This is a genomic window from Actinospica robiniae DSM 44927, assembly GCF_000504285.1.
GTDB lineage: Bacteria > Actinomycetota > Actinomycetes > Streptomycetales > Catenulisporaceae > Actinospica > Actinospica robiniae.
The window spans coordinates 861483-873835 of sequence record NZ_KI632511.1; the positions used below are offsets into that span (position 1 = coordinate 861483).

11 protein-coding genes, 1 pseudogene and 1 CRISPR repeat array are annotated in these 12353 nt (G+C 68.2%); of the genes and pseudogenes, 7 read left to right on the top strand and 5 right to left on the bottom strand.

Features of this window, described 5'->3' with window-relative positions; all coding sequences use genetic code 11:
• The first annotated feature begins 1 nt into the window (after position 1).
• Both ACTRO_RS03670 and ACTRO_RS03675 read left to right on the top strand, forming a co-directional pair.
• Entirely contained in the window at positions 2 to 1051 is a 1050-nt protein-coding gene (locus tag ACTRO_RS03670) for an LLM class flavin-dependent oxidoreductase (RefSeq protein WP_034261138.1), read from the top strand.
• A 219-nt stretch (positions 1052 to 1270) separates the two neighbouring features.
• Complete coding sequence (locus tag ACTRO_RS03675) at positions 1271 to 2050, top strand: class I SAM-dependent methyltransferase (RefSeq protein WP_157435725.1); 780 nt, start codon at positions 1271 to 1273, stop codon at positions 2048 to 2050.
• Between the two features lie 147 nt (positions 2051 to 2197).
• Here the strand turns inward: ACTRO_RS03675 and ACTRO_RS03680 are convergent, their stop codons facing one another.
• Complete coding sequence (locus ACTRO_RS03680; RefSeq protein WP_051450262.1) at positions 2198 to 3607, bottom strand: aminotransferase class I/II-fold pyridoxal phosphate-dependent enzyme; 1410 nt, start codon at positions 3605 to 3607, stop codon at positions 2198 to 2200.
• Here ACTRO_RS03680 and ACTRO_RS03685 point away from each other — a divergent pair.
• The 4 genes and pseudogenes from ACTRO_RS03685 to ACTRO_RS46775 all read left to right on the top strand — a co-directional run bounded on the left by ACTRO_RS03685 (position 3606) and on the right by ACTRO_RS46775 (position 6873).
• Positions 3606 to 4835, top strand: coding sequence for an aminotransferase class V-fold PLP-dependent enzyme (locus tag ACTRO_RS03685; RefSeq protein ID WP_034261141.1), 1230 nt, complete (start codon positions 3606 to 3608; stop codon positions 4833 to 4835). The genes ACTRO_RS03680 and ACTRO_RS03685 overlap by 2 nt on opposite strands.
• Complete coding sequence (locus ACTRO_RS03690) at positions 4832 to 6124, top strand: MFS transporter (protein ID WP_034261143.1); 1293 nt, start codon at positions 4832 to 4834, stop codon at positions 6122 to 6124. Before ACTRO_RS03685 ends, ACTRO_RS03690 begins: the two co-directional genes overlap by 4 nt.
• A gap of 306 nt (positions 6125 to 6430) precedes the next feature.
• A pseudogene (locus ACTRO_RS03695) lies at positions 6431 to 6679 on the top strand (transposase); the annotation flags it as partial.
• A gap of 20 nt (positions 6680 to 6699) precedes the next feature.
• Positions 6700 to 6873, top strand: a complete 174-nt coding sequence (locus ACTRO_RS46775) for a hypothetical protein (RefSeq protein WP_157435727.1) — start codon at positions 6700 to 6702, stop codon at positions 6871 to 6873.
• Between the two features lie 37 nt (positions 6874 to 6910).
• Here the strand turns inward: ACTRO_RS46775 and ACTRO_RS03700 are convergent, their stop codons facing one another.
• From ACTRO_RS03700 to ACTRO_RS03715, 4 genes are all read right to left on the bottom strand, one after another.
• Positions 6911 to 7675 carry a cupin domain-containing protein gene (locus ACTRO_RS03700; protein WP_034261145.1) on the bottom strand — a complete coding sequence of 255 codons (765 nt, stop codon included), beginning with the start codon at positions 7673 to 7675 and terminating at the stop codon, positions 6911 to 6913.
• Positions 7676 to 7698: 23 nt separating this feature from the next.
• Positions 7699 to 8265 (bottom strand): TetR/AcrR family transcriptional regulator, encoded by a 567-nt coding sequence (locus tag ACTRO_RS03705; protein ID WP_034272934.1) that lies wholly within the window; start codon positions 8263 to 8265, stop codon positions 7699 to 7701.
• 345 nt (positions 8266 to 8610) lie between these two features.
• A complete protein-coding gene (locus ACTRO_RS03710) occupies positions 8611 to 9450 on the bottom strand; it encodes a transposase (RefSeq protein ID WP_051450264.1) in 840 nt (279 codons plus the stop codon).
• Between the two features lie 80 nt (positions 9451 to 9530).
• A complete protein-coding gene (locus ACTRO_RS03715) occupies positions 9531 to 10169 on the bottom strand; it encodes a LysE family translocator (protein WP_034261147.1) in 639 nt (212 codons plus the stop codon).
• A 106-nt stretch (positions 10170 to 10275) separates the two neighbouring features.
• Between ACTRO_RS03715 and ACTRO_RS03720 the strand changes: the two genes are divergently transcribed.
• A complete protein-coding gene (locus tag ACTRO_RS03720) occupies positions 10276 to 10860 on the top strand; it encodes a hypothetical protein (protein WP_034261148.1) in 585 nt (194 codons plus the stop codon).
• Between the two features lie 20 nt (positions 10861 to 10880).
• A CRISPR array of direct repeats spans positions 10881 to 11153; the repeat unit is 29 nt; unit sequence GGGACCATCCCCGCGTCCGCGGGGAGCAC.
• Positions 11154 to 12353 lie beyond the last annotated feature (1200 nt).

Below are 12353 nucleotides of genomic sequence, written 5' to 3' on the forward strand. Positions count from 1 at the left end.
GATGGCCACGACGTCCCCCCGGATCCACACGCTCTGCTTCCTGACCCCCGGCAACTTTCCGGACGACGACCCCTACCAGGGGCTCGAGGACACGCTGCGGCTGTTCGCGCTCGGCGAGCAGCTGGGTTTCGACGGCGCCTGGATCCGCCAGCGCCACCTCGAACACGGCGTGGGCTCCGCGGCGGTCTTCCTGGCCGCCGCGGGCCAGCGCACCGCGCGGATCGAGCTGGGCACCGCGGTGATCCCGATCGGGTACGAGAGCCCGTTCCGGCTCGCCGAGGACCTCTCCACCGCCGACGTGCTCTCCCGGGGCCGGTTGCAGGTCGGGTTCAGCGCGGGTGTGCCTCCGCACGCCGAGCTGATGGGCCACCTGGTCTTCGATGGCGACTGGCGCGGCTACGACCTGTCGCACCGGAGGATCACGAGGTTGATCGACAACCTCCGCGGCGACTACCTCGGCGACGCCGACACCGTCATCCAGTCGCCGGGCAACACCCAGCGACCCCGGCTCCAGCCGCACGATCCGGGCCTGGTGGACCGCATCTGGTACGGCGCCGCCAGCGGAGGCTCGGCACTCTGGGCGGGCGAGAACGGCCTGAACCTGCTGACCGGCAACATCGTGTTCGGCGAGAGCAGCGACGACTTCGTCACGGCGCAGTCCGAGCTGATCGCGGGGTACCGTGCCGCCCTCGATCCGGCCCGCCCGGGCCGGATCGCCCTGGGCCGCGTCATCGTCCCGCTCGACGGCGCGGACCGGGCGACGCGCGAGAGGTACCGCGCGTACGCGGCGAGCCGGCATGCCCGGACCCTGAAGCCGCAGGGGGAACGCAGGGTCCTGTTCGCCCCGGACCTCGTCGGCACGGCGGACGAGATCCTCGAGCGCCTGCACGCCGACGCGACTTTCACGCAGACCTCGGAACTGCGGCTGGAGTTGCCGTACGAGTTCCACCGTGAGGACTACGAGCAGATCCTGCACGACATGGTCCGACTGATCGCGCCGGAACTCGGCTGGCAGCCGGGCCACGTCGCGCAAGTTCCGGCCAGCCGGTGACGCCACGGGAATCCTCGTGCTCTGATGTGACGGTCAACCGGGGTCCGGCGTGGCCTCGCCCGCGTTCCGGAGGAGGCCGGCGGTCGGGGTGGGCATCTTGATGATGCCGCCGACCCCGAAGCTTTCGGCCGGCGTCATCGGCCACGATTGTTCGTGCTCTGTCTCGGCTTTCTCAATAGTCTTGGTATCGGGTGTGCCTGGATTGCTATGATCGCGGTCATGACGGTTCGTTTGCAGGACGGCAGTGCCGGAGACGCGAACTACGAGGCGATCGGTGTCGGCTACACCGGCTACCGTCAACCGGACCCGCGCATCGCGCAGGCGATCGCCGGGACGCTCGGGGACGTGCGGAGCGTGCTGAATGTCGGGGCGGGAGCGGGCTCGTACGAAGCGGCCGCGTACGAGATCACGGCGGTCGAGCCGTCCGCGTCGATGCGGGCGCAGCGCCCGGCGCATCTGGTCGAGGCGATCGACGCGGTCGCCGAGGATCTGCCGTTCGACGACGACTTCTTCGACGCGTCGATGGCCACGTTCAGCGTCCACCAGTGGGGTGATCTGGCCGCGGGGCTGGGCGAGATGCGGCGGGTGACCCGCGGACCGGTCCTTGTGCTCACCTGCGACCCGGACCTGGTGCGCGATTTCTGGCTCAACCGCTACGCCCCGCTCGTCCTGGACACCGAGGCCCGCCGCTACCCGTCGATCGCGAGGATCGCCGAATTGCTCGGCGGCACGGCCACGGTGACCTACGTGCAGATCCCGCTCGACTGCACCGACGGATTCAACGAGGCCTACTACGGCCGCCCCGAGATGCTCTTGGATCCGGGCGCCCGCAGAGCCAACTCGGCGTGGAGTTTCGTGCCCGAGCCCGTCGCTGCCGCGTACACCGAGCACCTCGCCCGCGATCTTGCCAACGGCACCTGGGACGCTCAGTACGGCGCCCTGCGCACGCAGCCGGAGTGCCAGGGCTCGCTCGTTCTGATCCGCGCCATCCGCGACTGAAGCGGCCGGCTGTTCCAAGCTGATCTGCTCGACCGACCAAGTTGCTGCGTGTCGACGAGCACGGTGCGCAGCCTGGCGCAAAGCCGGTGCGGTTCACCCTTTCCGTGCCTGGGCAAGGACACATGACGGCGGATCAGGCTCTCCTGATCATCCGACGATGCCCCCATGGCGCGCCAGCGATCCCAGCCGTCGTGCGCCTTCGAGTAATTCGGGGGTGTCCGTGGCGGCGGCGAATGCGAGTCGGAGACATGCGGTGGGGGTTTCCGCCGCGAAGTAGCGGTTTCCGTAGCTGACGGCGACGTTGTTGTCCCTGGCCGAACGACTGACTGAGACGGCGTCCGCGCCCGCGGGCAGCTCGATCCACAGGTGAAGTCCGCCGGCGGGCGGGTGGCCGAGGTCCCAGTCAGGGCACTGCCGGGTGACTGCGGCCGTCAGTTGCGTGCAACGTTCCCGAAGTGCCGCGGAGAGAGCTCGTAGATGCCGGTCCCAGGCCGGGGAGCTGACCAACTCGAGTGCCGCTTCCTGCATGGGACGGGCGACGAAGAAGTCATCGACCCGCCGGACCGCTCGCAGCCGTTCCATCACCGGTCCGCGGGCGATGATCGCCCCGATGCGCAGGCTGGGCGCCGCGGGCTTGGTCAGCGAGGTGACGTAGACGACTGTGCCGTCGCGGTCATCCTCCACCAGCGGCCGCGGCACCGGCCCGCCGTGCCCCAGGAGCCGCGCGAAATCGTCCTCGATCACAAATGCGCCCGCCGCCCTCGCCACTTCGACCACCTGCCCACGACGTTCCTGGGAGAGCACTCTGCCGGTGGGGTTGTGGAAGGTCGGCTGGCAGTAGAACGCGCGCGCGCCGGTCATGGCGAACGCCTCGGCCAGCAGGTCCGGCCGTACTCCGTTCGCGTCCATGGGTACCGGGACCGGCCGCAGACCCGCGGCGCGCGCTGCCGCCAGCGCACCGGGGTAGGTCGGCGACTCCACCAAGACCGGGCTGCCGGGTGCGACGATGGCGCGCAATGCCATCGACAGTGCACTCTGCCCGCCTGCGGTGATCAACACGTCGTCAGGCGTGACGCCATTCGAATTCGCGGCGAACACCGCGCGTAGCGGAGTCAGGCCGTTCGCGGATGTGCGGTCCCAGGCATCCGGGCGGCGGGCCGCGCGTGCCAGCGCTGAACTCAAGGCTCTCGTCGGCTGGAGCGTCCGGTGCAGATAACCCCCGTCCAGCAGGATCGCCCCGTTCGGAACCGGCCCGAGTTCATCGGTCACCGGGCCGGTGTCGATGCTCCGGTCGCTGAGCGCGATCGTCTGCCAGCCGGTGTCGGGAGCGGGCCCGCGGTCCTTTGCGCGCGACGCGACGTAAGTGCCGCTGCCCGGCTTGGTGACGACCGCTCCCTCGGCCGCCAGTTGCGCGATCACGCGGGACACGGTCACCGGGCTGACCCGGTGTTGCTCAATCAACTCGCGGCTGCTCGGCAGCCGATCCCCGGGTGCCAGGCGGGCGAGCAGGGTGCGCAAGTTTTCCAGCAGATCGAGAGAAGTGCTATCGTCTGACATGAAAGATGAGAGTAGCACTACTGCCCTTGGGGCAGAAGCACTTCTGGATGTCGAGGCGCTGCGGGACGACACCCCCGGATGCCGGAACGTGATCCACTTCAACAACGCCGGCTGCGGACTGCTTGCGGCTCCGGTGCTCACCGCGGTTCTCGATCACGTGAAGCTGGAAGCGAGTATCGGCGGCTACGAGGCCGCAGCCGCCCGAACGGCGGCGGTCCGCGAGTTCTACACGGAGACGGCCGCCCTGATCAACGCGGCTCCGGAGAACATCGCCTTCGCCGGGAGCGCCACTCACGCCTTCGGCACCGCTCTCTCGGCCATCGCGTTCAAGGCCGGCGATGTCATCCTGGCCACCCGCAACGACTTCATCTCCAACCAGATCGCCTTCCTGTCACTGCAGAAGCGGCACGGAGTGCGGGTCGTGCATGCGCCGGACTCTCCAGAGGGCGGTGTGGACGTGGATGCGATGGCGACGCTGATGCGTTCGCTCCGGCCGCGGCTGGTGACCGCCACCCACATCCCCACCAATTCCGGCCTGGTCCAACCCGTCGCGCAGATCGGCCGGCACTGTCGCGAACTGGACCTGCTCTACCTCGTCGACGCGTGCCAATCGGTCGGCCAGTACCCCGTCGACGTCGAGGAGATCGGCTGCGACCTGCTCACCGCGACCTGCCGGAAGTTCCTGCGCGGACCGCGCGGCTCCGGGTTCCTGTTCGTCTCCGACCGTGTGCTGCAGGCAGGCTATGAGCCGTTGTTCCTGGACATGCACGGTGCTCTCTGGATCGAGCCGGGACGGTACCGGCCCGCCGAGACCGCGGCCCGCTTCGAGGAATGGGAGTTCCCTTACGCGACCGTGCTCGGCTGCGCGGCTGCCGCACGCTACGCGAGGCAGGTCGGCATGGAGGCTGTCGCCCGGCGCTCCCCGGCGCTTGCGGCCCGGCTTCGCGACCGACTCGGGTCGATATCAGGGGTACGCGTGCTCGACCGCGGTCCGCAGGTCGGCGCCATCGTCACGTTCTGTGTCGAAGGCTGGCGGCCGCAGCCCTTCAAGGAGGCCATGGACGCCCATCGCATCACCTCGGCCCTGAGCTTCCGTGAGTTCGCACAGTTCGATTTCGCTGACAAGAACGTCGAGTGGTGCCTGCGCCTGTCGCCGCACTACTACAACACCGAGGCAGAGGTCGATGAAGTGGCCTCAACGGTCGCGGACCTGCGGGGGCGACAATGACTACGGTAGAACCGCCCCTCCGGCCGCCGCGCTCCGATGAGCCTGAGAGCCTTTGGCGGCATCGGGACTTCCGCACGTTCTGGATCGGCGAGACCGTCTCCCTGCTCGGCACCCAGATCACGAATCTCGCACTGCCGTTGACCGCCGTCTACGCGTTCCACGCGACCGACGCCCAGGTGGGCCTGCTGCGATTTCTTCAGCTCGCCCCGTATATCGGACTGGCGTTGGTCTTCGGGGTCTGGGTCGACCGGCACCGCAGGGGACGGGTGATGCTCTGGACCAACCTGGCCCGGATGGTCCTGGTCGCCCTGGTGCCGGTTCTGAACTGGTTGCATGGACTCGACATGGCGGTGTTGCTGGTCATCTCCTGTGTCGTCGGCGTCACCTCGGTGATGTTCGATGTGAGCTGGATGCCCTTCGTGCCCGGCCTCGTACGGGACCCTGGCCTCCAGGTCGACGCCAATGCGAAGATGGGGATCAGCTCCTCCACGGCGGGCGTGGCGGGGCCGGGGATCGCTGGCGCCGTGGTGGCCGCGTTGACCGCGCCGGCTGCCATGGCCTTGGACGCGCTTTCCTATGGAGTCTCGGTCACCTCGCTCCTGCTGATCCGAACGCCCGAGCCCCGCCCGGCGCAAACCGCGGATCGGCGCGTGGCGAGCGAAGTGCGCGACGGGCTGCACTGGGTCTTCGGCAGGCCGATTCTCAGCTGGCTCGCGATGGTCGGCTTCTGCTGCAACCTCTCGATGACCGCCGTCTGGACCATGTTCCTGCTGTATGGAACCCACGAGCTTCAGCTGAGCCCGTCAGACCTCGGCCTGATCTTCACGATCTCCTCGATCGGCGGAGTGATCGGCGCGTCGGCCTCCGGATGGATCATCAAGAAGTTCCCACTCGGGCGCGTCTACTTCACTGCTCAGTCCGGACTGCTGCTCGGCCCGGCTTTGATCGTCCTGATCTCCGGTCCGCGTTTGTTGGCGATGGCGCTGGCCGCCGGTTCCTTCTTCCTCACCTATCTGGGCCTGGGTGTCGCGAACGTCATCATCGTCACTGTCCGCCAGGCCGCGACCCCCCAGGCGCTGATGAGCCGGATGACCGCGTGTTTCCGCATGCTGCTGTTCGGCGGCGGCGCCATCGGCGGCCTGCTCGCGGGCCTTCTCACTGGGTGGATGGGCGACCGGAACGCACTTGTCGCCGCTGCCGTGTTCTCGGCCGTCGTCGTCCTGGCCCTGGCGGCATCTCCGGTCAGCCGAATGCGCACCCTGCCGCCGAACCTGGAAGACCGCGACTGATCACCGGCACGACCGCAGGTGGCCGCCCGCACGGAGGGGCGGCCACCTGCGCGCAGCCTACGGGCAGATCGAATTAATTCAAGGATCGGCCCGTGAGGTGATCCCGGCGCCGCTTTCCGGGCGGATCGGGCATCGGCTGGCATTGCGGACGTCGGCGACGTAGTACGCGGAGCCGCTGGTAGAAGGGTTCTGGCTAACTGGGCGTTTGATCATGCCTTGTCGTGATGGAGTGGACGGAGACTCGCGCCGGAAACGCCGGATACGGCGGTTCTGGCACGCCAGCGCGTGCCCCCGGAGGCGTACGGCATGACGAACAGGAGCCCGTACCCCTCCGACATCTCCGACGCCCGCCGGGCACTGATCGGACTGTTCCTCACCGCCCGGCAGCAGGCCCGGATCGACCGCCGGCCCACCGGCGGGCCGGCCCGCACCGACGTCCGGGAAGTGTTCAACGCCCTGCTCTATCTCAACCGTACGGGAATCGCCTGGAAGTATCTGCCCCATGGCTTCCCGCCCCACGGCACCGTCTATTACTACTACGCCGCCTGGCGCGATGGGCGAGCACTCTGCGCAGCATGAGCGGCAGCAGCGTGGTCCGCTCCGGCCCGAGCATCGTCGATCCCCGCCTGGGCGCCATCGCCGCAGTGCACGCGGGCGGCTCGTCGGCTGATCGGCCACGGGACGCGCACAACCACGCCGTCTACCTGAACGAGTCCGAGGTCGCCTGGATCGCCCAGCAGTTCGCATAATCGAACCCGCGGCAACCGGGGTGCGCGCGAGTACCGCCTACCGGGTCTGGACCGAGTGCGTGGGGAATTCGATCTCGGCTTCTTGGCCGGCGTTGAGCAGGAAGTAGCCGAGGAAGGTCACGCCGTGCTCCTGCGCGTCGAATCGGGCGATGCGGATGCCTGCGGGCTCGTAGAAGGTGTCGCCTGGATGGAGGACGGTGACTGGTTCGCCCTCGATCTGGTAGACGGCCGAGCCGGCTTCGATGCTGCCGAAGACCGGGCCGTTGTGGACGTGGAGTCCGCTGGCGTGGCCAGGCGCGATGGTGATCCGCCGGATCTCGACCCGCCCGGTGTGCCAGGGCTCTGTCAGCGCCTGGTCCAGCACGACTGTGCGGGTGACGGGGAGCGGGTCCGGGCGCTCGCCGCTACCGTCGGCGAAGTATTCGTGTTCGGTCACGGGTACGCCGGCCTCGGCGCGGGTGCCGTCCTGTGCATCGGGTTCGAGAGCCAGATGGGTCATGGCGGCGGTCGCGGTGGCGCCGTGCCAGTGCCACTCCCCGGGTTCGATCAGCACACTGTCGCCGACGTGGAGGGTCTCGAGGGGTCCGCCGCGGTGCTGCACGTGCCCGACGCCCGCGGTGATGATGAGCGTCTGCCCGGCCGGATGCCGATGCCAGACCGTGCGGGCGCCGGCGGCGAAGTCAACGCTGTCGACGTGGAGGTGCGCGGCGGCCTCGGGCACCTCCACCGGGTCGATCCGGGTAGCGCCGGTGACCCATTCCTCGGGTGCCTGTGTGCCGGGCGTGCTGCGGGATATGCGCATGAGCTGATCGTCCTTTGGCTGGGTTATTCGGCGACGTTCGCATCGATGAGGGCGAGGGTTCCGGTGACTGCTTGGTCGAAGGGCTCTGTCGTGCCCGCGGCGCGGGCCAGGACGTATCCGCCCTGCAGCGTCGCGATGATCATGGCTGCGGTGGCGTCCGGATCCAGGCGGGAACTGAACTCGCCCTGTTCCCGGCCTTCGGCGAGCACTCGGGCAAGGCGGCTGCGTATCCAGGCGAGGGTCTGCTCGACGGGGGCTCGCAGCGCGGGGATCGCCATGACCTCGGGGTCCTGTGTGAGCCTGCCGATCGGGCAGCCGCGCAGCACTTCGCGCTCGCGACGCAGGTACGCGCCGATGCGTTCGACGGCGGTGCCGGGGCCGGACAGCTGTGTCTCGGCCGCAGCCCGCAGCTGCTCCGCGGAGCGGCCGATGGCTTCGGCCGCGAGGGCCTCCTTGCTGGCGAAGTGGTGGTACATGCTGCCCTGCCCGGCGTCTGCCCGCTGTTGGATGGCCTTCGGGCTGACGCCGACGTAGCCGCGTTCCCACAGCAGTTCACGTGTGCTCTCGATGAGCCGTTCCCTCGTGTCCACGACCCGAGTGTACATACTAGTTGGTACAGAAATCCAGGAGGCCTCAGAACATTGAGGCCATCGAGCGCTGGAGCCAAGTGGTGATCGCCGCCAGGGGGCGCTTCCCGGCGGGCCGCGGCCTGAACGACGCCGACCTGACCCGCGCCCATCTCTGGATGCTGTTGGTTAATTCGTGGCGAGCGTCGACTTATCGGTGGGGTAGGGAGCGGCGAAGTGGCTGGTGCGGGTTTCTGCTGGTGTTATGCCTGTCGGGCGGTTGTCGAGTCGGGCGAGGTTGATGGCTGCTCCGGTGAGCTGGTGTTGCAGGCTGGTCTTGGCCAGGCCGTGGTAGCGGGATCTACGCAGTCAGCTGCGGTGGACCGCTCGGGAGATGGTGCCTTCGACTCCTGCGCGGATCTTGTACTGGGTTTTCCAGAGTGGGTCTTGTTCCTCGGCGCGGCGTTTTCGCAGTGCCTCGGTGACCTCTCGTTCTTGGATCGAGAGCTGGCGGCGTTTGCCTCGGGTGCAGTCTTGCTTCATCGGGCACGGGCCGCAGTCGCGCCGGGAGAACTGCACTCGGATCACGGCTTTCTCGCGCTGGAGTTCTTTCGCCCACCAGATGCTGGTCTTCCCGTTGGGGCAGATCGCGTGTTGCTGGTCCCAGTCGATGGTGAACGTTTCGGTGCCGAATCCCTTCTCGGCTCGGCGCTGCCAGCCGGTGTCCGCGTGGGTCGGTCCGCGCAGGTGGACAACGTGTCGGGCGTGCGCGTCGACGATGTGGTGGCCGCTGACGTACCCGGAGTCCACGAAGTGCTCTTCCGGCAGTAGAGCGCGCTTGGCGAGGGCGTCGTGGTCGGCGGGGAGTACCTCGACGTCGGTGACGGTGGCCCGGGTGGTTACGACATGGGTGATCAGGTTCGGTGTCTGCGCCCCGCAGGTCTCGGTGAAGTGGACCTTGTAGCCGTCCCAGATGGTCTCGCGTTTCACGCTGCCGCGCGCCTCTGTGCCGTACGGGGTCACCAGCCGCTTCGCGCCGGGAAGCCTGTCCTTGGCTTCCCGGCGCCGCAGGATGCCGTCGAGCAGGTGGAACTTCTGGGCCCAGACTTGGCGCAGGGTGCTGATCTGCGGCAGATCCTGTAGAGCGGCGGGGGCGGAGAGCAGCGCGAGGAGTCGCGCGTCGTCCGCGGCTATGCGTGCCCCGGTCACCTCACGCTTGGCGGTGTCTTGGGGAAGCGTGAGTCTTCGGCCCGGGTGGCGTAGTGCCTGAACCAGGCCGGTGCGGGGCGTCAGTCGCTGACGCTCAGGCGGAGGGCGAAGCCGGCGATCACGATGCCGGTGACGCGGTCGAGGATCTTGCGGGCGTGGGGCTTGCGCAGCCAGCTGCCGAGGGCTGTGGCGGAGGCTATGAGCACTGTGGACCAGATCATGCCGAGGGTGATGTGGACGCTGGTGAGCAGGAGCCCCATCGGCAGGTGGGGCACGTCCGCCGGCATGAATTGCGGCAGGACCGCGACGTAGAAGACGCCCATCTTCGGGTTAAGCAGGTTGGTCAGTGTGCCTTGGCGCCAGCCCGCCGCCAGCGTGTCGGCTCCGGCGAGAGCCTCAGCGGTCTCCTGGGTGACGTGGCCGTTCCCGCGGAAGCTGTCACGGATCATCCGCGTCGCCATCCACAGCAGGTAGCCGACGCCCGCCCAGCGCACGGTCTCGTAGGCGAGGTGGGAGGCGGTCAGGAGCGCGGTCACGCCAAGGGAGGTGAGGGTGCCCCACAGCAGGGTGCCGGTCTGTATACCGAGAACTACGCCCCAGGCACGGGTTCTTCCCCTGAGGGCGGCGGTGCGGATGATCAGTGCGGTATCGAGACCCGGGGTGAGGGTGAGGAGCCCCACGACCAGGGCGAAGGACCAAAGGGCGGTGCTCATTGCCATGGAGGGCCATCCTATCGACGGGGCGATGATGCCCTTCACGCCGCCCCGGTCCGCTCGACCGGTTGCCGTTCTCGATGCGGGCGCCGGAACGAACCGGGGCGGCGAGGTGGGCTCCGGTGATCGCGCGCCAGCGGCCTGGGCGGACTCGACCATCGAGTACGAGATCGGCACCGGCGAGGTGATCAGGCTCCTGACCTCGATGACCGACCCCGAGCTCCACCCGGCCTCCGAGATCGCCCGGCTCTACGTCGAACGCTGGCAGGGCGAGGTCTCCAACCTCCAGGTCAAGACCCAGCAGATCACCCCCGGCCAGGTCCTGCGCTCCCACCACCCCGACCAGGTCCACCAGGAGATCTGGGCGCACCTGGCCGTCAACCACTGCCTCTCGCGCCTGGTCGCGCTGATGGCCGACGAACGACGCGAAGACCCCGAGCGCGTCTCGTTCACCAAAGTCCTCAAAGAGGTACGCCGCAGCGTCATCCGCCAGATCGCCTACGCCGTCAACCGGGTCCTGGACATAGCAGACGACCCGAACCGCTACCGCAACCCCGAACGCGCCCCACGCACCAGCGCACGCACCGTCAAACGCATCCGACAACGCTTCGGGACCCGCCGCACACCCCCCAACACGCCGGTCACGGTCAAAGCACCACCCCGAACCATCAGAGTACTGCCACTCAAGATAAGTTGATCAGAACGACATTGCCGGCGGGGACCATCCCCGCGTCCGCGGGGAGCACCCATGGAGGAAGCCCGGGACGAGATCCTGCGCGGGACCATCCCCGCGTCCGCGGGGAGCACTACATCGTGACCGGCCCGGACGCGACCGCGCTGGGACCATCCCCGCGTCCGCGGGGAGCACGACGCTGGCCCGTCTCCCAGCGGAAGAGCGCGGGGACCATCCCCGCGTCCGCGGGGAGCACTTGATCTGTGCCAGTTCCTCGCGCAGAGTCGCGGGATCATCCCCGCGTCCGCGGGGAGCACAGTGCCCGACCAGCTTGATTATCCTGACGCGGACGGGAAACGCTTCAGATTGCAAGAGTCGGTCATTAGCGACATCTCACCCATTCTGGTCTTGTGGCGAGTGGAATTCGACGACGATCTACCGGAACCGGATGCAGGAGCGAACTGCGCAATGCGAGGACTAGATCCCGAAAGTCGAGCGTCAGCGCCGGCCGCCCTGTGAGCGGACGGCGTTGTAGAGTACAACAACTTCGAGGTGGATGCTCCGAGAACCCGCGAACGGTGGGCACCCGAACGATGAGCCTTGTCCGCACGAGAAGAACGATCGTGGTTCCTGCACACTGGCCGTCGTGGAGCCCTGGCCTTGCGACAAGATTACAGCGGCTGGCATCGGCACCCGGACGCTGGTCAGCCAGGACGCGTCCGCCGAATCCTCTCATGGAGACTTCTTCGGCGGTCTGGTTTACGGCGTCTATCGCCCGGCGGAGAGCGCCGACGCCCCCACCGGCCCGGCCGACGGCGACGAGTTGCGCAACACGACGCGAGGGGCCGGATTCCGCGTGATGGGCGAGCGGGGCGCGAGCGGATGGGCGTGGACGGCGTGGCGCTTTCGGCTATCAGCGGGACGGGACGGCGGCGGGAAACCGGGCCGGAGCACGACAGATGAGACACCTCGGCCTGAGCCGATATATTCTGTACCTGATTTTAATTATCTACGGACTCGGATGGGCGTGTCGGCGCGGTGATCCGCCTCGTCCTGTTCGAGCTCGCCGCCGCCGGACCGCTCCCGCTGGCCGTCTCGCTTCCGCCCGAAGGGCCGTTGCGCGAATGCTGCCTGGACTACCTCGAGGCGCCGTCCGCCCAGGTCACGAACGCCGATTGGGCGCGAAGGGCGACGATGAGCGAGCGGACGCTCGATCGTACCTTCCGGGGTCTGACGGGCAGCAGCCCGGCCGCGTGGAGAACCCGCGCACGCCTTGCTCTCTGTGCTGCCGAGACTCAGAGTGGAACCGATCACCGCCATCGCGACAAGCCTCGGATACGCCTCACCGGCCGCGTTTACCGCGGCGTTCACACGCGTCCTCGGACAGCCGCCGCCAGCTTACCGCTAGACCGTCCGCGAACGGCGCCTACGATCGAGCATCCATACCGCAGAACCGTCCAGCAGCGCACTATGTTCGGCACGCAATCGGCACCGTGCAACGTGATGTGCTGGACCAC

Bases quoted from the DNA above. Each gene is read 5' to 3' on its own strand.
- ACTRO_RS03670 (WP_034261138.1), top strand. From the start codon at position 2: ATGGCCACGACGTCCCCCCGGATCCACACGCTCTGCTTCCTGACCCCC.
- ACTRO_RS03675 (WP_157435725.1), top strand. From the start codon at position 1,271: ATGACGGTTCGTTTGCAGGACGGCAGTGCCGGAGACGCGAACTACGAG.
- ACTRO_RS03685 (WP_034261141.1), top strand. From the start codon at position 3,606: ATGAAAGATGAGAGTAGCACTACTGCCCTTGGGGCAGAAGCACTTCTG.
- ACTRO_RS03680 (WP_051450262.1), bottom strand. From the start codon at position 3,607: ATGTCAGACGATAGCACTTCTCTCGATCTGCTGGAAAACTTGCGCACC.
- ACTRO_RS03690 (WP_034261143.1), top strand. From the start codon at position 4,832: ATGACTACGGTAGAACCGCCCCTCCGGCCGCCGCGCTCCGATGAGCCT.
- ACTRO_RS46775 (WP_157435727.1), top strand. From the start codon at position 6,700: ATGAGCGGCAGCAGCGTGGTCCGCTCCGGCCCGAGCATCGTCGATCCC.
- ACTRO_RS03700 (WP_034261145.1), bottom strand. From the start codon at position 7,675: ATGCGCATATCCCGCAGCACGCCCGGCACACAGGCACCCGAGGAATGG.
- ACTRO_RS03715 (WP_034261147.1), bottom strand. From the start codon at position 10,169: ATGGCAATGAGCACCGCCCTTTGGTCCTTCGCCCTGGTCGTGGGGCTC.